The sequence below is a fragment of the Caballeronia sp. GAWG1-5s-s genome, from assembly GCF_023631445.1.
In the GTDB taxonomy this organism is placed as follows: domain Bacteria; phylum Pseudomonadota; class Gammaproteobacteria; order Burkholderiales; family Burkholderiaceae; genus Caballeronia.
Genome location: NZ_JALQDC010000022.1, coordinates 105,832 through 130,812 on the forward strand (window position 1 = coordinate 105,832; position 24,981 = coordinate 130,812).

A 24,981-nucleotide genomic window follows, 5' to 3' on the forward strand; every position below is an offset into this window, starting at 1 on the left:
GTCGCCCGCGCATTGCTACTGCCTTAAGCCGGCGGATTCTAAACTCGGCAATCGAATTCTGTATACCCCATGCGTATCCTAACGCCGTCATTAAATTCGCATAACTAATGTTCTGATCGGTGACTTAATGCATGATGCATTGGAGCCTTTTGAATGACGTCAGTAGAGACGGCTGTGTCTTGAGCCAATAAATTATCAAAAAAATAGGAAATGTCCGAGTCGACACAAACCATAGCGGCCCGCCTATCTAGCCGTTCTTATCCTGTCGGTGCTATAAGTTATCCCAAAAAAACAGAAGTAGAATCGATCTGGAATTTCCTTTGACGTCCAGACAATAATCCGGTCTAATACGTCGCGGTAAAAAATGCCGCTTGAATGGAGGTCACGCACTTGGGGCGCCGTGAGTACGGTCATGCGGTTCCAGTTGCAATTGAGGATCGCAGCGCTCCACGCCAGCGTCCCTGTCGCGGCGGCATCTTTCGGCGGTAATCTGACGGTAATTTTTAAGGAGTACCGATGGACAGCTTTCAGCGAGAAATCCCAAAAAGTCGCGTGTCGATCACGCTGGACCTTCACACAGGAGGGGCGCAGAAGAAGGTAGAGCTGCCGCTCAAGCTGCTCGTTGCCGGCGACTTCAGCGCTGGTCGGGAGCAGGCGCCGCTGGCCGAGCGCAAGAAAGTCAATATCGACAAGAATAACTTCGACGCCGTGCTGGCCGATTATGCGCCGGACCTCAGGTTTTCGGCGCAGAACACGCTCGCTGGCGACGGCTCCGAACTGCCGGTGAACCTGTCGTTCCGTTCGATGAAGGACTTTGAGCCGGAGCAGGTCGCACGCCAGATTCCGGAGCTTCAGGCACAACTCGCGATGCGCAATCTGCTGCGCGACCTGAAATCCAACCTGCTCGACAACAGCACGTTCCGTCGCGAGTTCGAGAAGGTTCTGAAAGACAAGCGGCTGTCTGACAAGCTGCGCGGCGAGTTGGCTCAAATCGCCGCAGCCGCTACGCAACCGGAAGGGCATGCCTGAGCGCCGACGGCCCAGACAAGCCATCGCCGCCTCGCAACGAGGCTGCACTACCTAAGCAGACAGAACGAACAATGAACAAGAACGAATCCCGGCAGCGCGCAACAGAGACCGTTGTGCTCGAACACGACAGCATTTATGCCTCGCTGTGCGACAAAATCAATCTGAAACCGGTCGCCCAGGCGCGTCCGCTCGAAGCCTTTCGCGACAACGACATGCTCTCGGAAGCGTCGGCTGACGAGCGCATCGCCCGAGGCATGGGGGCTTTCCTCGACCTCGTGGCGCAATCCAGCCAGCCGGTCGACCGGCTCGACAAGTCGCTGCTCGACTTCCATATCGGCCAGCTCGATCGCCAAATTAGCCGTCAGCTCGACGCCGTGATGCACGCGCCGGAGTTCCAGGCGCTCGAAGGACGTTGGCGTGGTCTCAAGATGCTCGTATCGCGCACCGACTTCCGTCGCAACGCACGCATTGAGGTGCTGGACGTCTCGAAGGAAGCACTGCAGCGCGATTTCGAGGATACGCCGGAGCTCATCCAGAGCGGCCTGTATCGCCTCACGTACATTGAAGAATATGACACGCCGGGCGGGCAGCCGATCAGCGCGATGATCAGCGACTTCGAGTTCGAGAACTCGCCGATGGATATCGCGCTGTTGCGCAACATATCGAAGGTGGCCGCGGCGGCTCACATGCCGTTCATCGGCTCGGTGGGCGCGGCGTTCTTCGGCAAAAAGTCGATGGAAGAAGTCGCGGCGATCCAGGATATCGGCAACTACTTCGACCGCGCTGAGTACATTAAGTGGAAGAGCTTCCGCGACACCGACGACGCCCGCTACGTGGGTCTCACGATGCCGCGTGTGCTCGGCCGCTTGCCGTATGGCAAAGACACGGTGCCGGTGCGTGCCTTCAATTACGAAGAAGCGGTGAAAGGCCCGGACCACAACCGATACCTGTGGGTGAACGCATCGTTCGCGTTCGCGGCCAACATGACGCGCAGCTTCGTAACTAACGGCTGGTGCGTTCAAATTCGTGGCCCGCAAGCGGGTGGCAAGGTCGAGGACCTGCCTCTTCACTTGTACGACCTCGGTACCGGCGTTCAGCCGAAAATCCCGACCGAAGTGCTGATTCCCGAGACGCGTGAATTCGAATTCGCGAATCTCGGCTTCATTCCGCTCTCGTTCTACAAGAACCACGACTTCGCGTGTTTCTTCTCGGCTAATTCCACGCAGAAGCCGGCGCTCTACGAGACGAAAGAAGCGACGGCCAACAGCCGCATCAACGCGCGATTGCCGTACATCGTCCTGCTCTCTCGTATCGCGCATTACCTGAAGCTCATTCAGCGCGAGAACATCGGCACGACCAAGGACCGCCGTCTGCTCGAATTGGAGTTGAACAACTGGATCAAGGGTCTCGTGACCGAGATGAAGGATCCGGGCGACGAACTGCAAGCTTCGCATCCGCTGCGTGATGCCAAGGTGACGGTGGAAGATATCGAAGACAATCCGGGCTTCTTCCGCATCAAGCTCTTCATCATCCCGCACTTCCAGGTCGAGGGTATGGACATCGGGCTGTCGCTCGTGTCGCAGATGCCCAAGGCCAAGAGCTAACCCGGGCGGTATTGACGTATCCCGTAGGGTCTCGCCGGGGCACCGATTGGTGCCCCGGCTGTGCCATTGTGTTCGCGTGTTAAGTGAGATTTCCGATGTCGATGGTCATGCCTTTACAGGCTTATGAATTGAAGCTGGCGCCGCATCCGGCGCCGTTCTCGATATTGAAGTTCGCTGGTTCAGACAGAATCAGCCAGCTTTACCGATACGAGATCGAATTCACAAGCCCCGTGGCCGGAATCCCGATGGATCAGGTACTCGGGCGCCCCGCCCGGTTTGCCATCGATCCGATCGACCCGAACATGGGCACGCTTCGCAGGATGTACGGCAACGATGCGGAGAAGTACAGCAAGAAGGCGCCGGCATACGCCATTCACGGCATCATCACGAAGTTCGACGAGTGCGACACTTCGGCTGATGAGACCCGCTATCGCGCTGTATTGGAACCCAAGCTGGCCGATTTGAATCGAGGGAAGACAAGCCGGCTGTTCCAGAAGCAATCGGTGGAAGAGATCATCACCGACACGCTGCGTCATGAAGGCTACCGGGCCGGAGTCGACTTCGTCTTCAAGCTCCGCCGGGAATACAAACGCCACGAATACGTCACGCAGTACCACGAAACGACGTTCGCCTTCATACAGCGTATCTGTGCGGAGGAGGGCATCTGGTTCCGTTGGGAGCAGAAGAAGGACTACGCCGTGGTCGTTTTCGGTGACGATCTCGATGCGTATGCTCGCAAGCCCCGGACCGTACCGTTCCGTCGAGATTCGGGGCTAGAAAGTGTCGGTGCGGATTCGATCAAGACGTTGCGCCGGCGTACTCGACGCGTGCCGGAGTCGGTGCGGCTGCATGACTACAATCATCGGCAAGCCGACGTGTCGCTGCTCGTCGAAGAGAATGCCGCGAAAGGCGACGACACCACCAATGCGGTCGACTACCACTGGGGTGAGCACTACGAAACGCCCGAAGAGGGCCGGACGATCGCGCGCCTGCGGCATGAGGCCCATTTGGCCGAGCAGGTTAGCTTTATCGGCACAGGTAATCCGTTCTGGCTGGAAGCCGGTGAAGTCATGCAAATCGACCCTGTACAGGTCGATGCAAAGCACGGGATCTTCATCACGTCGGTGCGCTCGCATGGCGCGCGCAACAAGTCCTATAGGGTGACGTTCGAGGGCATCCCGTCCGACCGGGTATGGCGAACGCCAATGGATTCGATTGAGCGCCCGGCTATCAACGGCATCCTGCCGGCACGCATCACCTCACCCGGGAATTACCGATACGCCTATTTGACTCAAGAAGGCTGGTACGTAATAAAGCTGCCGTTCGACTTGGACGAGTGGAGCCCGGGTGGGACGAGCCGGCCGGTGCGGTTCGCCAAGCCCTATAGTGGCGACAACTACGGACACCATTTCCCGCTGATCGACTCAGCCGAGGTTGCGCTCCAGTTCACTGCCGGGGACCCGAATCGCCCGATGATCGTCGGGGCGATGCATGACAGCCTGCATCCCGACCTTGTCACCAATCTGAACAACACTCGCAATCTCATTCGAACGGCCGCGCAGAATGAGTTGCGGATGGAGGACAAGGAGGGCATCGAGCACATTCACCTTACGACGCCGTTTCAGACCAGTGAGCTTAATCTTGGGCATATGGTCGATGCGGAGCGGAAGGAGCGGGGGCGGGGTGCGGAGTTGCGCAGCGATGAGCACGTAGCGGTCAGAGGCGGAAAGGGCCTGCTATTGAGCGCGGATGCGAAACCGAATGCTTCAGGCAAGCAGCTAGACATTCAAGAGGCGATGAACCAGTTGCAAGCGGCTTGCGACCAATCCACCTCTCTACAGTCCATCGTGCAAGCAGCTCAGGCCGAGCTAGCAGACGTTAGAGCGCAGCAAGCGCGCCTGCAGAATGACTATGCCGAACTCCAGAAAGCGATAGTGCTTACTAGTGCACCGGATGGCATCGTATCAGTAACGCCTGCCGATATTCAAATGTCGAGCGGAAGGCACATCACTGCTACGACTGGTGGAAACGCAGAGTTCAACGTCGTAGAGAAGTTCGCGGTCGCGGCGGGCAAGGCTGTTTCGCTTCTTGCCCACAAGCTTGGACTCAAGCTGTTCGCCGTGAATGGTCCCGTGCAGGTTCAAGCTCAGTCAGGCCCCATCGAGCTAACTGCAAGTGGTGATGTGATCATAAAGGGGAAGCGATTGTTGCTAGCCGCGCAGGAGGAATTGCTTATTTCGAATGGCGGTGGCGCGTTCTTCAAGTTGGCCGGTAGCCAACCGCAAGTCGGCGGTAGTAGCAATTTTCTCGTCAAAACACCGTCAATATCGAAGGCCGGGGCCGAGACGGCGTCGGCGGCAATGCCGTCGTTTGCGAGTGGCTCGTTCGCACGCAAGTTCTTTTTGCACCCGGAAGACGATCCAGACACGCCGCTTGGGCATCATCGTTTCCGGGTTCATCTGCCCGACGGAAACACTAAGGAGGGCGTTACAGACGCGAATGGTATGAGCCCATTGTTTGAGCGCAACGACGTAGAAAACTTGAAGATTGAAGTGCTGGGTGCAAGTCATGAGTAACGCGACAATCGAGCAAAATAGTCTTCGCAATTCGAAGGAAGGCGTGCAAGCCATCCCGATGCCCGCTCATAGCGGTGCAATGCTCGAATGCAAAGTTCCCGCCAAGCGGCCGATGCCATGTATCGTCATCGCGATTCACGGGGTGAACGATGACGGTCAGTTCATGCCGCTCATCGACAAGCATATCTGCGCGGGGCTGAATAAACGCCTTGGACGCGATGATCTAACGCCACATAAGTGGGGGACCTGGACGGAAGGGTCGGAGGACAATATTCCGGAGTTGAATCTAGATAACGTTCCGTCCTTGCCTTGTGTCAGGGAAGAAGGGCGCTCTCCCGTCATTCCTTTCCACTGGGGATATAGGCCTGTGGATCGTGATGCCTACCTAGAGGATCAGCGTCGCTACAAAGCACAGCTCGACGCCAGCAACCACAATCCCGATTTGCCGTATGATGCTTATTACATCGACCGTCGCACCGATGCCTCGACCGGATACGCATGTCGAGACAACTTCGACAATTGGCTAAGCAAGCATTATTCGAAAGACGGCGGCCCGTTCCCTAATGCGACGAACAATCTGGTCGACATGTGGGGGCCAGGCGTTAGTGGGCGGCTTTACAACCTAGGCGCTGCCATAGCGCGATTGGGTTCAGGTTCCGATGCTCGGCTTTACAGGAACCCGCATCGAATCTACTACGTGCATGCCGCTCGCAGGCTCGCCGATTTGATCTTGGAGATCCGTCAGCACCCGTCGGCTAAGTACGATGCTATCAACATCATTGCTCATAGCCAGGGTACTGAGATAACCATGCTGGCAAACTTCATGGTGCGTGAAGCAAAACAGCGGCCGGTCGACAGCGTGATACTCTGCGATTCGCCCTATGCCTTGGACCCCAACGAGATCGAGCTCGAATTTCCGGGAAAGCATCAGTCTCGGGACGCACGCGTTCAGACTCTCTCGAATTTCGTAAAGTTGATGCATGACGCGCGCAGGCCAGTAGAGTCGTCGCGTATCGTCAGTACTGGCGTAGCTAACCCGAAGGCGTGGTCTGAGACGTGTCACAGCCGCGATAACTTCGGAACCGTCTACAACTACTTTTGCCCGCAAGATACTGTCGTTAGTCATCCCAATGTCCAAGGAATCGGTTGGCAAGGCGTGGAGGACGTCGCGCTCAAGATGTTGGGGGAGAACTTCAAACAGCGCGTGTTCTCGGACGGGCATGTCGTCGGCGTGGGCCCAGAGCAGTTTGAAATTCCATATGGAGCTTTTCCGATTCCAAGTGACAAGGGGAAGCGGACTATTAATGGCCCAGCCATTCCAGAGCCGTATAAATTCGCCGTTCTGGAAGGCAAGGATCGGCTAGGCGAGCATCTTGCAGGCACTGCGTTGGGTGCCGAAGGTGCGAGGACGCTGAGAAAGGTTGTAAATCTCGCAACGGGTGTCGAGAGCGACCCTTCCGCCACGCAAGTCCCGTACGTGGCGGCTGATCAGAGTGCGATCAATGTAACGCTTGGGGCGCGTGGCTATCCGTATAAGGTGGCGCGGGCGTGGGTGATGCACGGCAATCCGGGTTTCGTCTTGGTGGACCGCTTTGAGACAGAGGCGGATGGACTTGCGAGATTGGCAAAACGACAATCAAATTGGTCACAGCACTCGGCTATCACATTGAGCCATGAGACGATTGAAAAGTGCATGTCGTTCGACGTTGCAGTAGGACTGAGTGTGGCGTTCGACGATGAAAAATTCTGGTGGAGCCTTTTGCATCGCGGGGATTGGCGGCATCCGAAAAATCCAGATTCGGACGCTAAACGATATTTCACGAGCGGACTATTGCCGCCCGGCATCAAACGACAAATGAACAATCCGAAACTGCCTGCTGGAATCGTCAATCGCTATGCACACGTGGGCGCATCGGCATGGGCTTTTCCCGTGCAACACGTTCTGCTCGATTCCTACGATGCGATAACCACGCCTGCTGGTGGAACGGGGCAGTGGCCGTTGCCGAACCCGCATGTGGAGGGCTGAACCATGGCAGCTAATTACACCGCCTTCGTCTGGTGGGTAGTGCCGCTTTGGAGTATGGGATGCATTGTTCTCTTCTTTGCATGGCTATGGAACCGCGGTCGGGCCAAGATTCTGCGTGCAATCTCGGTTGCGCTTGGACTTATTGCAGCCGTGCCACTGGTGCCTGGCGTGGCGGCGCGGCTGCCGAAGGATCCACCCGTGCAAGTCATCTATCGGTTCGACGATCACCGCTGGCTTGAACTGAAAGGATGGGACTGTGAAGGCGCATTGTGGTACGTCGATTCGAAGCTTGGAATCAGAAGTGAGGCATCTCCGCAGTTTTACCGCATTGTCTTCTATCGTTATGTCCATCCATCGACGCGGTACATTGCCATTCCGCTAGAAGACTTCAGTGGCATCCTAATGTCCCGCGACGGGGGGAGAACGTTCGAAAACGACGCGCATGTTTTCGTTCCAGATTGGGGTCACTATGATGGTCAATTTCCCATGCCACAGGACGTCAAGCAATTCGTTGTGGTCGATGACCGTGGCTATATCGAGATGAAAAATGGGCGAGTCATACAGAGTTCTTTGCCGATTGGGGAAGCTTGGGGGCGCACTTATCTCGACTATCCCGTGAAGGGCGAGGAGCACTCAATCTCCGACTATGATTCGCCTGAATTTCGAGACCTCAAGAGCAAGGCTCCCGAGGTGACGAATTATAAGGGATGGGATCATATGAGGTGCGATCCAAAGGTCGGGATTGTTCCGAAGAGAAACAGCTTGGCGGGCATTCCGGGAATCATATATTCGCTTGAGGCGTACACGATTGGCGCTCCGGTCTATTTTGGATCGCGTCTGCTACAAGTGAGGAAAAGATCGAATCCCACAGTTGAGTGAGAGCCACTCTCCAGGGTCGTTTCCAATATCGAGGAACAGAAGGTTGGACGATGTATGAGAGTTCCAGGGCCTCTTTGGGGTGCAATTCTAGGTGGGTTTGTGGGCGCACTTGTCAGTTACCGAATTTTCGATCAGTCAGGGGAGCAATTATTTTTTTGGGACGTTGCAGCTATTATCTCCATGATTTTTTCACTGGTGCGAGGATGTTTTTTCGGCCTCGCTGGGGGCGCTTTTTTGGGTCATATGTGGGATCGTCTCGCGCCGCGAAGCGCTTGCGAACGTGAGAGCCGAAGGTCGGGGAGGCTGCATAAGTGACGTCAGGGAACGCTATATAGCGAGAACCTAGTCTTACACGTCTTCCAGCAAGAGAAATTCACTTTTACGAATGAAAGGACTAGTAGTGACCAAGTCACCGATTCGATATGGCGACACGACCGACCACGGCGGAAGTGTCATTTCAGCTTCTACCACGTTGGTCATTGGCGGTCGCGCCTGCGCGCTTCGTGGCGACCGGGTTAGGTGCCCCGAGCACGGCATAGTGCAAATCGTTGAAGGTGATGAAGGTTACACGGAAAACGGGCATCCTATCGCGGTGCACGGCTGCCGAACTGCCTGCGGCGCGAGGCTACTCGCCAGCACCGATGAATTGGGAGTGTGAGTATGGGTTGGCCGATTCCGAAGTTCGAAGAACTACCAGTATCTAAAGGGCCTTCGGTCTGGTTGCTGGGTGTGGCCTCGATCGGTCTCATCCTCGTGACGACTTCAATTGTTTTCTTCTCTTGGCCGAAGCATCATGAGCACTCAGGGGACATGGAATTCTGGCTTTGCTTGCTTGGCGTTCCCTCGACAATAAGCTCGGCTTTTCTGTGCGCGGTTTGGCATCGTGCGAGCATGACGGCCTTTGGCACTAGTTGCTTCAAGTACTATGCGAGCGCAGTGCTATTGGTATGGCAACGTTGGACTCGGCAGTATGTCGTCTTGAGTGGCTTCTCGATCCTGCTTGTCGAAGAAGCCATGGCTGAGAAGATCGCAGGATTGTCGGGAACAGCGCCGCAGAATAAAACCGACGTTCGACGCCTAGAAGGGATAGTAGACGATTTTCGGTCGAATCGCGCCGAACGGATCACAGAGCGACTATTGCGTGAACTGAAGGACACGTTGGTGTCCTCCAGTATCGAGGGCACGCTACGAATTGTTGCATGGGCAGGGTCGGCCATAGATGCGGAGTTGACGGAGATAACCTTACGGAAACAGTGGGATAGACTCGATCTAAGCATACGTGCGTCTGTTGAGGTGGTATCCGAGATATCGTGGCAGACGATCGAGCGCAGCGTGATCGACGAGCGCAGTCACGTGCTTTTATTGTGTATTCAACTTCATGACGATGGAGGCTACCTGGCGCAGTTCACGGAGTCGGCCGTGGCGCACCTCTTTCAGCCGAGCTTACCGCGGCTCGACTCTGGCGTTCCCGTCGTCCGGATTTACCGAGCTATGCCGGTATCGACGGCTTCAATGTGCGCGGACTTTCAGCAATTGGGCGAATCGGGAGCGATCCCGCTCGCTGACATTCGCTCGGGTTGGCACTGCAATCTAGGCAAAGCGGAGGGGTATGCACTGTCGCGTGCAGTCGGTGATTCGGGGCTAGTGCTTGAGGGTGGAACCAGTGGGATGGTGAGTGTGTGCGACTGCATTGGTCCAGTCGGCCCGATCAACCCTTGGGTGTCCCTCGCACTAGCGGCGGAATTGGTCCAGTATGGGCAAGGTGCTCAGCTACTGGCCTGTCAAGAGGGTAGACAGGCTTTCCTTCTAGTTGCATCCGCAAACGAGGCGACCTCTCCCCGTCGAATGGATCCGCCGCCGCCGTCTGCGTCGCACGCGTCGGTCGTCCTCGTGAGCATCTGTCCTATTTTTGCGGTGTTGCTTGGCGTGTTCTTCAAGGCACCAGATTTTTTCCCGTGGCTCGCCGCAGGCGTGGCCGGTGCGGTCATGTGTGCATTGGCGCTGCGGTTGTTTCATCCGGGCATGGTCCGAATAAGAACGGTAAGCGAGATCGAGGCGCAGGGCGGCCGTTTGCCCCCTATGTATGGCGGGCGCGAGTACGATTGCAGGGCATATTGAATAATGAGTCTGTCAGATCATCGGTTAGACCGTGATACAAACGAGAGAACAGCAATATCTCATTTATGGATAACCGCTGGCGCGTTAATCACTATCGCGGGCGTGGTTTGGTTCATTGGATCGCTTCTCGGCTGGAACTTTGACCGTGTTTTGAGCATTGGGTTCGGGCTGCTAGCGGTCGTGTTAACCGTCATGCTATCCACCCTCGTTGTGGACCGATCGCTTTCCAAAGCTCACCGGCCCGGCGTGAAAGGGCTTGGTCAAGCATCGGAGTATGTCACGTCCTCCACGCGCAATAGTCTTATTCCGTCTATTACGGCGCGCGAACTTACACGTAGTCTCGAAGGTGGGCGTCGATCGCGCGATCGAACACGTTGGCTTCTCATTGTCGGAGAGAGGGAGTTCGTCGAACGTTTATTGCCAGGGCTGACGACGACTCGCTACGTGGTTCGCGGCGAAACAGTCATCCTCTATGCAGATTGGAACGACGGTGAGCCGGACCGCGAGTGGATGTCGCACATTCGGCGCGTCCGCCCTCATCGCCCTGTTGACGCGTTAGTGTCGGTCACGTCCGACGAACACGGACCACATGATTTAGATTACGCGGATAACCTGGCGAAGCGTCTTGCACAAGCCGCGCGCTGGCTGGGATGGGCCGCACCCGTATACGTGGTGAACGTTGCCGAGTGCCATGGCACGGTGCGAGATCCGGATGAGGGAATTGGATTGAGTTGGGCGAAAAGGCAAATGCCGGGTACCGAATTAGACACATTGTTGCTCCGTCTCGCAAAAAAGCTTGCCGAGGCTGGCGTTCTGCGCCTTGCGCATGATCCACGCGATCGCGTTATTGCCGAGCTATCCCAGCGTATCGATGAATCACGGAACCGGCTCTGTGATCTCGTGACGCGGATCAGCAAATCGACCGTATGGCGCAACGATGTCCACGGCGTGTTTTTCGCTCCCGTTTTCTCGGGATCAGTGCGCAGCCCCAATTCAGCAACTCGGAAAGCGCAGATCCGAAATCCCGCGCTCTGGCAAACGATCGCAGATCATAGCCGCAAGGTTTACGGCCGTCGCGTCGGCTTCTCGCTTTCAACCACCGCCGCATGGATCGCGACCGCATCGATGGCGCTTTGGATCGCGTGTACGATGCTGTCGGGTTTCGCGAATCGTACAATGATCAGTATGGCCCGGGACAAGGTCGGGCAGCTTGCGGGCGCTCAGAATCGCACGCAGTCCATGCAGGCCCTCGACAGTCTCGACAAACAGATCGACACCCTAGAGACGCGCCAGCGCGATGGTGCGCCGTGGGCTACGCGCTTTGGCCTGAATCGCGACAATGCATTGCTGGCCGCGATCTGGCCGGCCTATGACGACGCCGCAAGCAACGTGCTCGTCGCCCCGATTCGTCAAAGGCTCGAGGATCGCCTGCGCCAGCTTGCCTCCATGTCCGATGAAGAGATCGCGAGCGGGGGCAGCGCACAGGCAGAGACCGCTTACGACACCCTCAAGGCCTATCTGATGCTCGCAAGGCCAGAGCGCGCAGTCGCCGCATTTCTCACGCCTCAGCTGATTCCGACGGCGGTTCCCGCACGGCCTATCGATTCGCCACTATCTTCAGGCACATGGGACGACCTGCGGCAGCACACCGTCGCCTTCTTTGCGGACCACCTCGGGCATCGAACGTCGTCAAGCGGTTCGTCGCTTGCCATCACGCCGGATAGTGGTCTCATCGCGTCCACGCGCCAGACCATCATCGGCGTGCGCGGCATCCAGAACTCGACTGACGCGATCTACCAGCAGATTGTCGACGAAGCGAAGCCTAAATATCCGCCGGTCTCATTGGCGACGCTGCTCGGTGACACCACGGGCCGGGGTCTATTCAACACGACGCAGACCATTCCGGGTGTTTTCACGCGCGCTGCGTGGGAAGAACGCATCTCGAAGGCAATCGACGAGGCGAGCGAGAAGGGCAACGTGGCCGGCGACTGGGTGCTGTCTGACGCCAAGACCGCGAATCAAGCGCCTTCGACGCTGAAGGCTCAACTGCGCCAGCGCTATTTCGATGACTACGCACGCGCATGGGAGCACTTCCTAAATAGCCTGCGCTGGCAACCGGCCGCAACGCTGTCGGCGACGGCCGACCAGCTGAACCTGCTGGGCGATCCGCAACGCTCGCCGCTGGTCGCGCTGATGAACGCGATCGTCTATCAGGCAAGCACCGGCGCAAGTGTGCAGTCGCTCTCGGACACGTTGATCAGCAAGGCGCAGCAGCTTGTCAGCAGCGGAAGTCAAGATCCGTCGAAACAGGCACAGCCACAGTTCGTTCCGCTTGCCACCGCCTTCGGCCCCATTCTGCGGCTGACGGGCAGTGACCTCATGTCTGCCGCGCCGGGCAAAACCGGCAAGGCTGCGGCGCAACTGGGCACCAGCGGCGACTTGAGTCTCGCGCGCTATCTCGAGCGCGTGACAGCCATGCGTCTGAAGGTGCAGCAGATGGTGAATAGCGCCGACACGGACGCCATGTCGCGGGTTGCGGCGCAGGCGGTCCTGCAGGGCAAGACGTCGGATATCGCGGAAAGCCGGGACTATGCGAGCCGCGTGGCCGCAAGCCTCGGCGAGCAATGGGCGGGCTTCGGGCAGTTGTTGCAGGCGCCGCTCGATCAAACTTGGCAGGCGGTCGTTCAGCCGGCGTCAGCGAGCTTGAACGACATCTGGCGTTCCTCCGTTCTCGCCGATTGGAACCGCACTCTCGGTGGCCACTATCCGTTTGCCGATTCCGACATCGATGCTTCGTTGCCCGAGATGGCGCGCTTCATGCGCCCGAATAACGGCGTAATCACCCGGTTCGTCGAGACACAACTTGCTGGTGTTATCGAACGCCAGGGCGACCGCTGGGTAGCAGCGCAAGGCGCCGACCATGGCTCGCTCACGCTTGATCCTGCCTTTCTCGAAGCGCTCAACCGGCTCACTCGCGTTTCGACCGTGCTGTTCCCGGCGGGCGACGCGCATGTCAGGTTCGATATGCGTGGCGTTGCGACGCCAGGCGTCACAGAGATGAAGATCGTGTTATCCGGGCGTGAGTTCGACTACTTCAATCAGAAAGAGGAATGGGTTCCGTTCGAGTGGCCGGGCCAGTCGCTGGAGAACGTGTCGCACATCGAGTGGCAGACGGAGAAGGGCGGCCTGCGCTCAGGAACGGATGCGCAGGGTGCGTTCAGTGCGATCCGTCTGTTGGAAAGCGCGCACGTCATTCAGCAGGACAGTGCGCGCTATCTCCTGACGTGGGCGCCCGACAACAGCGAGGGTATCGCCCTCAAGGCCCAGATGCGCAGCGACGCGGGCGCAGGGCCGCTCGATGTGCTGCAACTCCGGCACTTCGCACTGCCGACGCGGATTTTTGTGAGCGGAGGTGCGCAGGCGAGCCCTCGACCGTCCGCGAGCAGTCCGCCGCCATTACCACCGGCCGCAATCGCGGCGGCGAGACACGCCGTGATGCCTTTGCCGCAAGGTTCGCTCCCACGGGGGACTTAGACCGAAGAGCTGTTGCGAACGGTCGTCTAAGCATGTGGAGACGCGAGCGGGCTGGTGAGTCTGCTGTGGCCGCATTATTTGCGCATGATTCCGTCGCTGTCAGTAGTCGAGCTGATCCCGCTACGGGAAAAGTTGCAGCGAACCGAGCTGGTCCCGGCGGGCGTGCCGGTCCGGTCCGCACCCATCAGTGTCCCGCCGCCAGCGGGCGCCGAAGGCGCGTCTCCAAAGACCGTGCAATGTCTGTACCGGACCACCCAGGCCGTGCAGCTCCAGCCGCTGTCCATCACCCACGCCGGTCCCTCTGTGCGCCACGACGGTCGCTCGGTCATTCGCATCGGCTTCGAGCTTCATCACTCGGCGCGGCGGGATGAAACCAATCTGTCGCGATTGCGCCTCCACCTGAGTGCCGACCTCCCCGTCGCGTTCGCCATGCACCTCGCATTCACGCGTCAGGTCGATGCAGTGTTGTGGCGCATACCCGTCCGACCAGGACTTCAACAAGGAGAATGTGAGGCTGTTCTGCTCGCCGGTGATCAACCTTTTCGAGCTCGATGCAGAGCCGATCGAGATCAACCATCATGAAACGGAGTATCGCGTCGTGCCGGCTGGGCATCACGGCGAGCACGTCGAAACGTATTCGGTCGATGCCATCGGAACGTTCGATCACTACACAGCCGAGCGCTACGAATACGTGCCGTTCACTACGTTCCGGCATCGTGGCGGAATGCTGCGTCATGAGGCGCCGGAACGGTATTTTCATGCGCGCGTACGCCCCGGCATGTCCGGAATGCATGAGACGTGGGTAGTGCTGGGCGGGCATGCCTGGGAGACCATGGATTCGCTGCCGGAAGAAAGTCTTTCGCTGCGAGTGACCGGGACCAACGGTATGTTGCCGCGCAAGGGACTACGCGAAGCGACTCTCAGCGAACTGGCGCAAAGCACGCCCAATGTAATGGGGGTGCGCAACCTCGTCGCGCCGACCCTGCCGCTCTATCCGCCCACGGGCGACCGCTATCAGTGGCGCGTGCTGTCACACCTCGCGCCGAACTTTCTCTCGATGATGGATGCGGAGGTGCTGCGTGGCGCCCTTGCGCTATGTGCTCGGCCGGCGACTTGCCTATCGCAGTCGCGCCGTGCGCGTGACGCTGTGCCCCGACAATGCGCAGCATGCACATGACCTGCTGCCCGGCGCGTGGCTGCATCAAGAACTGATGGCCTTCGTGCAACTGTACGTCGGCATCAAGGCAGACGTTCACCTTTGCATGCAGGTTTCCTCGCGCGTGGCCCCGGTTCCAACGATCGGCACTGTCCCTGTGGGCCCAGCGCCGCGACTAGGCTGGACGACCGTGCTACCGGCCGAGCGCGATCGCATGATCACCATCCCGCTGGGCGTACGAGAAGCCTTCCCCGCGCCAGCGCCGAATCCGTACTTGAGTCCAATCCGTACCTGAACCAAATCGAGCAAAACCAAGGAACGTTGATGTCTATCCGTCTGGTCATCACTATGGTCGCGTCTGTCTGGCTGCTGTCGGCCTGCGGCGCGTGGCAGGCCGTTTCCGACACGACGTCGGACGCCTATCACGCGGTCTTTTACAGACAGGTGAAGGTGCTCAACATCGATCTATCGGCCCGCGACGCATTGAATCCCGACGATGCCGGCCGCGCGACCTCGGTCGCAATTCGGATCTACCAACTCAAGGACCGCAAGCTCTTCGATGGAACAACCTACGACGCCCTTCTCAAGAACGATCGCACGGTACTTGCGCAGGACCTGCAGGACAGCATGGCAACCGTACTGAGCCCGGGCGCTTCCGCCAGCCTGTCGCAGCCGATGAAAACAGAAGCGAAGTACGTCGCGGTTGTTGCCTTCTACCGGAATCCGGGCACGGGCAGCGGGTGGAAATACGTCGCCGAGAAGAAGATGCTGGATGCGGATAAGCCACTGAAGCTGGAATTGGTGGATAAGATACGCGTTGCTGCAAGCGAAAGTCGGAATTGAGCATCGCGACGAACGATGCGTTCAGCGCCGCTTCCATAGTGTCGAGCAAGAGCGTGCGGGCCGAACGTATTAAATCTCAAAGTCGTGGGGCACATCGAGGGCACGCCACGACGCTCTATCAAGACACTCTCACGACCAGCGCTGAGGGAACGGTCACCATCTACTATGTGGCCAACCCCGTATTAAGCGGATTGAACGGCGACCACGACCACGCGAAAGGGTCGCGCGAGTGGCCCACAAGCGCCATGCTCGCGGGCGCGTCTTGAGGCTGACTGAACGTCGGCACGATAGCGCGATCACGTCGGGTCACGCGGTTCAGGCTGAGACCGCGGTGCAAAGTGGCGTAGCCGATGGGAGCGGCACAGTGCGTGCGACGGCGGTCAACAACCCGGACCAGACGCTGTAGCAGTAGTCAGCGTCGAGACATCGTGGCCTCGCATGCATGAAACCGGGACATGACGCACGGCATCGATCACAACTTCGTGCAACCGTCGTAGTCGCGCTGGTGCTGTTATGCCACGAAGAAATCTCAACGCCACGCCACTACCACTTTCCCATCGGCCCCCTCACAACCCCATCACCGCGGATGATTCCGCACAAAATCCCGATAAGACGCATACGCCGGCTTCTGCGTATGCCCGTCGCCTCGCATCATTCCATACGCGCCTTCCGCATCGTCGTAGAGCTCGTATGCCTGAATCGACTGAATGTTGTACTTGGACGCGACATTCACATACTGGGACATCATGTCGCCGCCCGTGAGATACCTTGCGATCTGCAAAAGCGATCCCAGGCTCGGGCGCACGCCGAATTCGTTGATCCAGATCGGCTTGCCCATCTGATGCAGCACGGCCAGCACGTCATGGCAGCCCGTACCGCCGCAAGCGTTGGTGATATCGCCTTCGTTAGAGTACCAGTGCCATGCCGTAATGTCCCAGTTCACGGTCGGATGGCCCCACGAGCCGTCAGGCTGCGACCCATCGCCTAGCATCTGATAGAACGCATAGTGCAGCCACGTGCCGCCCAGAACGATCTTCCCTTCCGTGTCCTCGGATCTCACGCCCGCAATCAGCCCACGAATGATGCCTCGTGCAATCTCGTAGCGGTGATTGTCGTAGTGTTGCCAGTAGACGCCATCGACATTTCCGTTTAGCGTGCGCGCCTCCAGTTCGTTGCCGACCTCATAGTACTTGTAGTGGTACGCGCTCGCCGTCTGTTTGCCGAGCCTATAGCCCGCGTTATACGCATCTTGCTCGTTGCTATAGCCAAGACCCAGCAGCATGACCGGATAGACGGTCACGCCGCCGTCCGCCATGGTTCGTGCGATGCCCGCGAGCTTGTTCGCCGAAGCCTGGTTGTAGACCTCGTTCCGGTAGATCGTCGCGCCGAGATCGCGGAGTTGCGAAAGCTGCGTCTCAGGGCTGGAGCGGTCGTATGCGCCGCCGCTGTTGTTATGGCCGTTCATGCCATAGAAGATCGAGCCGTTGGTGTTCGCACTTTTCACCGTTGCTGCGAGCGTGCCGCTCTTGTCGGTGGCTGCGTCAACGGGACTTCCGCTTTCTCCGCCGCAGGCTGCAAACAACAGGCTCGTCATCACCGCGCTGACTGCCGCGCCGCGCTTGAGCGACGTGAAAGGCCGGGTAACGAACGAGGAAGGGCGAATCGATTTTTTCATGGTTATTAGTCGTACTAAATGCATGCCGAGTCCTGCACGATGAGAGTGCGCTTTCATCGTCTCAGATGGCTCGGACGGAAAGGGAGGCAGGCCGCGCGGAAAAATGCATCGCGGCGCACATCGACCCACGAATGGATGAAGCAGATGGTTGAAACTCACTGCCAGCCAGAAGCAAGGCAGTCAAGGGCGAACTAAAAGATCGCCGATGCGTTCGGTCATGCGCGACTCATCGCGCATGAAAGGCGGATTCGCGGCGAAACATGCAAGCGCGCGGTCGATCCACGCTGACTCGAATCCGCCGCATCGATACTGAGCAGTCAGATTTACCCGTTCTATGCGAAGCGATGCGTCAAATAGGCAAGCGTTGCCGGGAACCCGAGGCAGCGGCGAAAGATTACTTCGTTCTCGCTTCAATGTAAACCTTAAGCGCAGATCATTGCGTCATCATAGGGTGCGTACTCGCACTATATTTCGGCATCCTTAGTAAAATGACATCATGCGGCACAACGGCGTAACCATTGAGGGAAAAGACATTCACCGCCTTGGATAGTGGTTCGGATAACGAACGAATGACATCGATATGAGGATTCGTGTCTGCGACTGAGAAAAGTGCGCCAGGGAGCAATAGGCGCCGACTGCTCGCGCCGAGCCCGATCATGATAGCCTCTCGTTTTTGTCGCGGCGGCGGGGCATGAGCCGCTGTCAATTCAATCGCACATCACGAACATGACGTACAGAAGTCCGCAAGTCGCCGAGTTGATGGCGCAAAGGGAGTCGCTGGAGAAGGAACTGGCCGAAGCACGGCGCAAAGAAGAGCGCCTCGCGCTGATCGAGATCGTCCAGAAGATGCGTCAGTACGGCATCTCGTTGAACGAACTGATGGGCCGGAAGCCGGGCACGCAGCATTCGGCACCGGACGCGGCCATCAAGTATCGCGATCCGGAAAGCGGTGCGACGTGGAGCGGGCGCGGTCGCGCGCCGCAGTGGATTGCGGGCAAGGATCGCGACGCGTTTCTGGTCGAACGGTCCGCGAGCCTGTCGCCGCGACAGGCTTCGCAGGCTTCGCTCTTCGCGGACGAAGACTGAACCGCGCGCAGGGCTGAAGGCTTCGCGTAAGCCCATCCTGCGCGCGCGAGCGCCGTCTTACTGCGCCAATACGACTTGGGCGATCAGGCCGGTCGCTGCGGCGACGAGCACGTAGTCCGCGCCGACGCCGACCCACTGATATCCGCGCGGCGGCTGACGCAGGCCGTGGCCGCGCCAATCGTCGACTACATACTGATGGTCGCGATATTCGCTCGAAAGGTGATCGCCCTTGTGCCACTCCGGATGACCGCGGTCGCGATCCGCATGCTCCGGCGGGCGGGGCCCGTCGTGTGCATCGTGGCCGTCGTGTGCGTCGTGGCCGTGCATCATCGGCGCGTGATTGACTTGAGGGCCGTGATTCTCATCCGGGCCGTGCCACTGCTGCGCGAAACTCGCGCCCGCAGTAAGTCCGAAACCAGCAGACAACAGCGCAACGATGATCCCTTTTTTCATGAGACGTTTCTCCTCGTAGAGCAGTGATTGATCGCTTGCCAGGGTTATTCCCCTTGTGCGCGAACAGGCGGTCACTCTACGTTGCATGCCGGCGCGATGGGGTGAGATTGTGTAAGCAACGCTTACTTCGCATTACGCGCATCGGGCAGCAAGCTCGAACGGATCGACAATAGCGACGTCATATCCGCCCATAGATGACGCTGAATAAGAACAATAAAAATGTTTTTCTATCGTCGAGCGGCTTTCTGGCTCACCATGAAACGATTTAATAAAGCATGGAGCGAGACATGGAAAGCAGAGCGGACTTGAAGCGCTATGACTTATTGATAGGCGGCGAATTCGTCGCGCCGAGCGGCGGCGAATATTCGACCAATCTCGATCCCGCGACCGAAGAGCCCATCGCGTATGTCGCGCAGGGCACGTCGGCCGATGTGGACCGCGCCGTGCAGGCGGCGCGCGCCGCATTGAAACCCTGGAACGCGATTCGCGCCGCCGAGCGCGGCCGTATCTTGATGCGGCTTGCCGAGCTGCTCCGCGAAAATCAGGAAGAACTCGCCGCGCTCGAAAGCCTCGATGCGGGCAAGCCCATTGCCGGCGTCCAGCGCCAGGACGTGCCCGCCGCCATCGATACGCTCGCGTACTACGCCGGCTGGTGCGACAAGATCAACGGTCAGGTCGTGCCGGCGCGGCCCGACGCACTGACGTACACGGTGCGCGAGCCGGTGGGCGTAGTAGGCGCCATCGTCCCGTGGAATTTCCCGCTGATGATCGGCATGTGGAAGATCGCGCCGGCGCTCGCGTGCGGTTGCACGCTGATCGTGAAGCCCGCCGAAATCACGCCGCTCTCCGCGCTGATGGTCGGCCGTCTCGCGCTCGAAGCGGGCGTGCCGGCGGGCGTGCTGAACATCGTCACCGGCAAGGGCTCGGTGGTCGGAGATTCGATGGTCGCGCATCCGGGCATCGACAAGATCACCTTCACGGGTTCGCCATCGGTCGGGCGGGGCATCCTGCAAGGGGCGGCGGGCAACTTCAAGCGCGTGACGCTGGAGTTGGGCGGCAAGTCGGCCAACGTCATCTTCGCCGATGCCAACATCGACAGCGCAGTGCGCGCCGCGGCATCGGGCATCTTCTTCAACGCGGGACAAGTGTGCTCGGCGGGCTCGCGCGTGCTGGTGCAGCGCGCCGCCTATGACGACGTGGTCGAGCGCCTTTCGCAGCGCGCGCAAACCATCAAACTCGGCGATCCATCGAAGCGCGAGACGAACATGGGACCGCTCATCTCCGCCAAGCAGATGAAGACCGTGCTCGATTACGTCGATATCGGCAAGGGCGAGGGCGCGTCGCTCGTGACGGGCGGGCGGCGCTCGGGCGAGCGCGGCTACTTCGTCGAGCCGACGGTGTTCGCGAACGTCGAGCACGAAATGCGCATCTCGCAGGAAGAGATCTTCGGTCCGGTGGCGAGCGTCATTCCTTTCGACGACGAAGCGGACGCGCTGCGCATCGCCAATGGCACCGCCTACAGTCTCGCCGCCGGCGTGTGGAGCGCGGATATCGGACGGGTGCATCGCATGGCGGCCGGACTCAAGGCGGGCACTGTCTGGGTCAATACCTACGGCTACACGGACGTGCGGCTGCCGTGGGGCGGTTCGGGCGATTCGGGCTTCGGCCGCGAGCATGGCGACGTGGCTATCGAGAACTTCACGGAGCCGAAGGCAGTGTGGGTGTCGCTGACGCCCTGAGCGACCGATGAACGCCGCGCGTCGAACACGCGCGGTGGTTCTCGAACAAAGCGCAAAAGGCGGCCGAAGCCGCCCTGAGTACATCGACATAAAAAGACTTAAACGCGCGCCTGCGCGCCTTCCTGGTCGCGCGCCCGCCAAAGCCGAGCGCGCTGCGTGCTGTCCTCGTATTGAACGGTATTTTGCCGGCATGCCTCGATCGTCATGTTCTTGCGCTCGACGATCGCCTGGCAGAGAAACTCCGCGCTATACGCCTTGAGCAAATGCGGACACTGCGTCTCGATGTACTGCGCGATCTTTCCGTAGTCGCTGTCCGCCGATGCCAGCGAGCGATACGTGTCCGCGTCCCAGCGGAACATCAGGTCGAGTTCTTCGAAAGCGGTATTGAACGCGCAGACTTGCGCCTGAACTTCGCGGTCGTCGTTGTGCATGGCTTGGCTCATGATCGTCTCCTCAGTGGCCGCAGGGCATACACGCAGGATAGAAAAAGCCATTCATACAGGACAGTCAAAGTTTCTTCGGCTATCCATTTAGCTTCGGTTATGAATCGGGTTTACCCGTTTTGGCGACGATATGCGTGATCGCTTCTATCTGCGCGGCGCCTTCTTCGATCAGAAATTGCTTGAACGCGAGCGCCACCGGCGGCAAGCGCTTGTTGTTGCGATGCACGACAAACCAGTTGAGCATGACGGGAAAGCCTTCAATATCCAGCACGGCCAGTTTGCCGACCTGCAATTCCATGCTGATGGTATGCGCCGATAAAAAACTCAGTCCCATTCCGGCGATCACGGCCTGCTTGATGGTCTCGGTGCTCGTGATCTCCATCGCGACGTTCAGATTAGTGAGCCTGCCGGCGAAGCCTTCTTCCATTGAATTCCACGTATCGGAGCCACGCTCGCGCACGATGAAAGGTTCATCGGCAAGCGACTCCAGCGGAATATCGCTTTGTCCGACAAGCGGATGGTCCGGCGGCGCGACGATCACATAAGGATGCGGCGCAAACGACACATTGACCGTATCCATATCGCGCGGCGGACGCACCATGACGGCGAGATCCGTCAAATTGTCGGACAGTTGATGCAGCAGTTCCTCGCGGTTATGCACGGCGAGATTGAGGCGGACATCCGTATTACGTTTAGTGAATTCGGCCAGCAGACGAGGAAAGAAGTAATCGCCCGCGCTGATCACGGCGACGTTGAGCGTGCCTCCGGAAATACCCTTGAGACGCGCCATTGCGTCGTCGGCTTCACGGAATTGCTCGAGGATCGCCCTGCTGTAATGGAGCATTTCGTTCCCGGCCGGAGTGAGATAGATTTTCTTGCCGAGCTGTTCGAAAAGAGGCAAGCCGGCGTGCTCTTCGAGTTGCTTGACCTGCGTGGAGACGGCCGGCTGCGTGAGATAGAGCTCTTCCGCCGCCCGCGAAAAACTCAAGCGTCGCGCGACCGTTTCGAAGATTTTGAGTTGGCGCAGAGTGGCATTTCGCAGCACGGCAGGCCCTCATCCATTCACGATAGCTAACTTATACAATAATTTTTTTTAACTTTCCTTAATCATTTTTGTCCCCCACGATGCTTTCACGTGCCCCGCAGTTGTAAGCCAGTTTTCAGCCGACGCAAGAGCGCCGCAGAGCACGCAGCATCGAGCCCGACAGGGCTGCATCGACCATCCGGACTTCTTGGGAATCGCTCGAAATGATTCTTCGATCGCCTGACGCGGATGTTGGCCCCCAGCGCGAACCCATCGCCCTTCTGGACACGCGACGCCACGCCCGCGCCGCCTGGCCGGAGCACCTTCCCTGACCGACCGCAACGCCCGCCGGCCCCGCGCCGGTGATCTCGCTGTACACCAAGCGCCGCACGAGCGCAGAGACAGATATCGGAGACAGACATGGCAAGCGCAGACACGGTGGTGTCCGGGCAGTCGCACGGGCGTCATCACAACCGTTGGATCCAGCTGGCGATCGGCATTCTATGCATGGGCCTCGTCGCCAATCTCCAATACGCCTGGACCCTTTTCGTCGTGCCGATGGATGCCAAGCACCATTGGGGTCAAGCGGCCATTCAGACGGCGTTCACCATCTTTATCGTCACGGAAACCTGGCTCGTGCCGGTCGAGGGCTGGCTCGTCGACAAGTTCGGGCCGCGTCCGGTCGTGATTGGCGGATCGGTGTGCGCGGCCATCGGCTGGGTCATCGACGCGCACGCGACGAGCCTCGTCCATCTCTATATCGCGGCGGTCATCGCGGGCATCGGCGCGGGATGCGTGTACGGCACGTGCGTCGGCACGGCGCTCAAGTGGTTCCCGGACAAGCGCGGTCTCGCGGCGGGCCTGACGGCGGCGGGCTTCGGCGCTGGCGCGGCGGTCACGGTCATCCCGATCTCGAACATGATCCAGTCCTCGGGCTACGAGCACGCGTTCATGTTCTTCGGCATCTTCCAGGGCGTGTGCATCTTCCTGCTCGCGCTGATGCTCGTGCGTCCGAAGCCCCCGGTGCACGTGGCGCCGGCCAAGCGGATCGTGTCCACCAAAATCGACTACACGACCGGACAGATGGTGCGCTCGCCGCTCTTCTGGGTGCTCTACCTGATGTTCGTGTTCGTCGCGGCGGGCGGCGTGATCGCCACCGCGCAGTTCGGGCCGATCGCGAAGGAATACGGCTTCGCCAAGATGCCGGTGAACCTGTTCGGGATTACGCTGCCGCTGCTCGCGATGACGCTTTCCATCGACAATCTCTGCAACGGCTTCACGCGTCCGCTCTGCGGCTTCATCTCGGACAAGATCGGCCGGGAGAACACGATGTTCATCATCTTCCTGGGCGAGGGCGTGGCGCTGCTCGGGCTGATGCAGTTCGGCCATCATCCGTATCTCTTCATGCTGTTCGCCGCGATGACGTTCCTCTGCTGGGGCGAAATCTTCTCAATCTTCCCGGCGACCTGCGCGGACACCTTCGGCAGCAAGTACGCCGCCGCCAACGCGGGCACGCTGTACACGGCGAAGGGCACGGCCTCGATGCTGGTGCCGCTCGCGTCGGTGCTCGCGTCGATCGGATCGTGGAATGCGGTGTTCATCACGGCCGCGACGACGTCGATTTGCGCGGGACTGTGCGCGAAATTCGTGCTCGCGCCGATGAGAAAGCGCTGGATCGAGAACACGGTCGCCGCCACCTCGGGCGATTCGTCGATCAACGCGTCGTTTCAGGCGGGCTGGCCCGAAGCGCCCGGCAAGACGTCGGTTCAATAACGAACGCTGAGGAACGCAGCGCATGCGCGAACGCCCGGCCGCTCCCGCGCATGCGCTTTCGGTGTCGCTGCATCAGTTGCGGCTTTTCGTGACGCTCGCGCGATACCGCAGCTTCACTCGCGCCGGCGACGAATTCGGCATTACACAATCGGCGGTGAGCCGCAGCATTCGAGAACTCGAAGACGAAATCGCGCTGCGGCTGTTCGACCGGACCACGCGCCAGGTCACGCTCACCGACACCGGACGCAAGCTGCTGGCGCGCATCGCGCCGCTCGTCGAAGAACTGGAAGCGACGCTGCGGCCGCGCGCCGACAGTCAAGGGCAGGGCATTGTCCACGTGGCGAGCAGTTGCGGCCTGACGGCGAGCGTGCTTCCCGCGCTACTCGCGTCGTGCAAGGAGCGGCTGCCGGATCTGTCGATCACCGTGATCGACCGGCCGCAGAGCGCCGTGCTGCAACTCGTGCGCTCGGGCGAGGCGGAAATCGGCGTCGTCATTGCGCCGGACAATCTCGACGAACTCGCCTTCGAGCCGCTATTCGCCGATGGTTTCGCAGCGGTGGTCGGCGCGTCGCATCGGCTGGCGGACGCCGCGCGTCTGGAATGGACGCAGTTGCGCGGCACGCCGCTCCTTCTGCTCGACGACGACACCGGCAGCCTCGCCGCCGTCGAAGCCGCGCTCGCGCGCCACGCGGTGGCGGGCGCAGTGCGGCAGCGGCTGACGCAGCCGGTCGCGGTGGCGCGCATGGCGGAGGCCGGTCTCGGTGTCGGCGTTTTGCCGATGCACGCCCGCCTCGCCTGCGACAGCGCCCGCACGCACTTCATTCCCCTCGCGCCCGATGCCGCTCGCGCGGTGATGATCGTGCGCCGCCGTGGCCGCGCGCTGCGCGAGGGCGCGGCGCATGTCTGGTCACACTTCATCGCATCCTCGACGCATACTCTCAACAGGTCACAGGCCATCGAGGCCTGAGCGACGCGTCCGTTCATCCCGACGACACCGCAAGGCCGCCGCCGCATGCGGGTTTT

Annotated in this window: 17 protein-coding genes and 2 pseudogenes; 15 read left to right on the forward strand and 4 right to left on the reverse strand. The window is 59.5% G+C overall.

The genetic code is table 11. The features are described from left to right. The first annotated feature begins 516 nt into the window (after window positions 1-516). The 11 genes and pseudogenes from tssB to tssJ all read left to right on the forward strand — a co-directional run bounded on the left by tssB (window position 517) and on the right by tssJ (window position 15,765). Window positions 517-1,029, forward strand: coding sequence for a type VI secretion system contractile sheath small subunit (tssB, locus tag NCR34_RS14800; protein WP_250500261.1), 513 nt, complete (start codon window positions 517-519; stop codon window positions 1,027-1,029). 71 nt (window positions 1,030-1,100) lie between these two features. After that, the gene (gene tssC / locus NCR34_RS14805) at window positions 1,101-2,633 is read left to right on the forward strand and encodes a type VI secretion system contractile sheath large subunit (RefSeq protein ID WP_250500262.1); all 1,533 of its coding nucleotides are present in this window, start codon (window positions 1,101-1,103) and stop codon (window positions 2,631-2,633) included. A gap of 95 nt (window positions 2,634-2,728) precedes the next feature. Further along, window positions 2,729-5,209 (forward strand): type VI secretion system Vgr family protein, encoded by a 2,481-nt coding sequence (locus NCR34_RS14810; protein WP_250500263.1) that lies wholly within the window; start codon window positions 2,729-2,731, stop codon window positions 5,207-5,209. Then, window positions 5,202-7,235, forward strand: a complete 2,034-nt coding sequence (locus tag NCR34_RS14815) for a T6SS effector phospholipase Tle3 domain-containing protein (RefSeq protein WP_250500264.1) — start codon at window positions 5,202-5,204, stop codon at window positions 7,233-7,235. The genes NCR34_RS14810 and NCR34_RS14815 overlap by 8 nt, the downstream gene beginning before the upstream one ends. Before the next feature lie 3 nt (window positions 7,236-7,238). Next, window positions 7,239-8,114 (forward strand): T6SS immunity protein Tli3 family protein, encoded by an 876-nt coding sequence (locus tag NCR34_RS14820; RefSeq protein WP_250500265.1) that lies wholly within the window; start codon window positions 7,239-7,241, stop codon window positions 8,112-8,114. Window positions 8,115-8,499: 385 nt separating this feature from the next. Continuing rightward, window positions 8,500-8,772 carry a PAAR domain-containing protein gene (locus NCR34_RS14825; protein WP_250500266.1) on the forward strand — a complete coding sequence of 91 codons (273 nt, stop codon included), beginning with the start codon at window positions 8,500-8,502 and terminating at the stop codon, window positions 8,770-8,772. Between the two features lie 2 nt (window positions 8,773-8,774). Further along, complete coding sequence (locus NCR34_RS14830; RefSeq protein ID WP_250500267.1) at window positions 8,775-10,232, forward strand: KPHS_23130 family T6SS system protein; 1,458 nt, start codon at window positions 8,775-8,777, stop codon at window positions 10,230-10,232. A 3-nt stretch (window positions 10,233-10,235) separates the two neighbouring features. Next, window positions 10,236-13,766: an ImcF-related family protein gene (locus tag NCR34_RS14835; protein ID WP_250500268.1), complete on the forward strand. Its 3,531-nt coding sequence runs from the start codon at window positions 10,236-10,238 to the stop codon at window positions 13,764-13,766. Between the two features lie 48 nt (window positions 13,767-13,814). Further along, a pseudogene (locus tag NCR34_RS14840) lies at window positions 13,815-14,862 on the forward strand (type VI secretion system baseplate subunit TssF); the annotation flags it as partial. After that, window positions 14,861-15,217, forward strand: a pseudogene (locus tag NCR34_RS14845) (type VI secretion system baseplate subunit TssG); the annotation flags it as partial. The pseudogenes NCR34_RS14840 and NCR34_RS14845, both read left to right, overlap by 2 nt. 29 nt (window positions 15,218-15,246) lie before the next feature. Further along, complete coding sequence (gene tssJ / locus NCR34_RS14850) at window positions 15,247-15,765, forward strand: type VI secretion system lipoprotein TssJ (RefSeq protein WP_250500269.1); 519 nt, start codon at window positions 15,247-15,249, stop codon at window positions 15,763-15,765. Between the two features lie 577 nt (window positions 15,766-16,342). Here tssJ and NCR34_RS14855 read toward each other — a convergent pair. Beyond that, window positions 16,343-17,440: a lipopolysaccharide biosynthesis protein gene (locus NCR34_RS14855; protein ID WP_250500270.1), complete on the reverse strand. Its 1,098-nt coding sequence runs from the start codon at window positions 17,438-17,440 to the stop codon at window positions 16,343-16,345. A 726-nt stretch (window positions 17,441-18,166) separates the two neighbouring features. On the opposite strand from NCR34_RS14855, the gene NCR34_RS14860 reads away from it, so the two are divergent. Then, a complete protein-coding gene (locus NCR34_RS14860; protein WP_250500271.1) occupies window positions 18,167-18,526 on the forward strand; it encodes an H-NS histone family protein in 360 nt (119 codons plus the stop codon). Window positions 18,527-18,583: 57 nt separating this feature from the next. On the opposite strand, the gene NCR34_RS14865 is transcribed toward NCR34_RS14860, so the two are convergent. Beyond that, on the reverse strand, window positions 18,584-18,979 hold the full coding sequence (locus NCR34_RS14865; protein ID WP_250500272.1) for an RcnB family protein: 396 nt from the start codon (window positions 18,977-18,979) through the stop codon (window positions 18,584-18,586). Window positions 18,980-19,266: 287 nt separating this feature from the next. Between NCR34_RS14865 and NCR34_RS14870 the strand changes: the two genes are divergently transcribed. Then, window positions 19,267-20,718 (forward strand): aldehyde dehydrogenase family protein, encoded by a 1,452-nt coding sequence (locus tag NCR34_RS14870; protein WP_250500273.1) that lies wholly within the window; start codon window positions 19,267-19,269, stop codon window positions 20,716-20,718. A 98-nt stretch (window positions 20,719-20,816) separates the two neighbouring features. Here the strand turns inward: NCR34_RS14870 and NCR34_RS14875 are convergent, their stop codons facing one another. Then, entirely contained in the window at window positions 20,817-21,161 is a 345-nt protein-coding gene (locus NCR34_RS14875; RefSeq protein ID WP_250500274.1) for a hypothetical protein, read from the reverse strand. A gap of 97 nt (window positions 21,162-21,258) precedes the next feature. Continuing rightward, window positions 21,259-22,203, reverse strand: a complete 945-nt coding sequence (locus tag NCR34_RS14880; protein WP_206469568.1) for a LysR family transcriptional regulator — start codon at window positions 22,201-22,203, stop codon at window positions 21,259-21,261. 402 nt (window positions 22,204-22,605) lie between these two features. On the opposite strand from NCR34_RS14880, the gene oxlT reads away from it, so the two are divergent. Both oxlT and NCR34_RS14890 read left to right on the forward strand, forming a co-directional pair. Beyond that, complete coding sequence (gene oxlT, locus NCR34_RS14885) at window positions 22,606-23,958, forward strand: oxalate/formate MFS antiporter (protein WP_175941037.1); 1,353 nt, start codon at window positions 22,606-22,608, stop codon at window positions 23,956-23,958. Between the two features lie 22 nt (window positions 23,959-23,980). Then, window positions 23,981-24,925, forward strand: coding sequence for a LysR family transcriptional regulator (locus tag NCR34_RS14890; protein WP_250500275.1), 945 nt, complete (start codon window positions 23,981-23,983; stop codon window positions 24,923-24,925). Window positions 24,926-24,981: the final 56 nt, after the last annotated feature.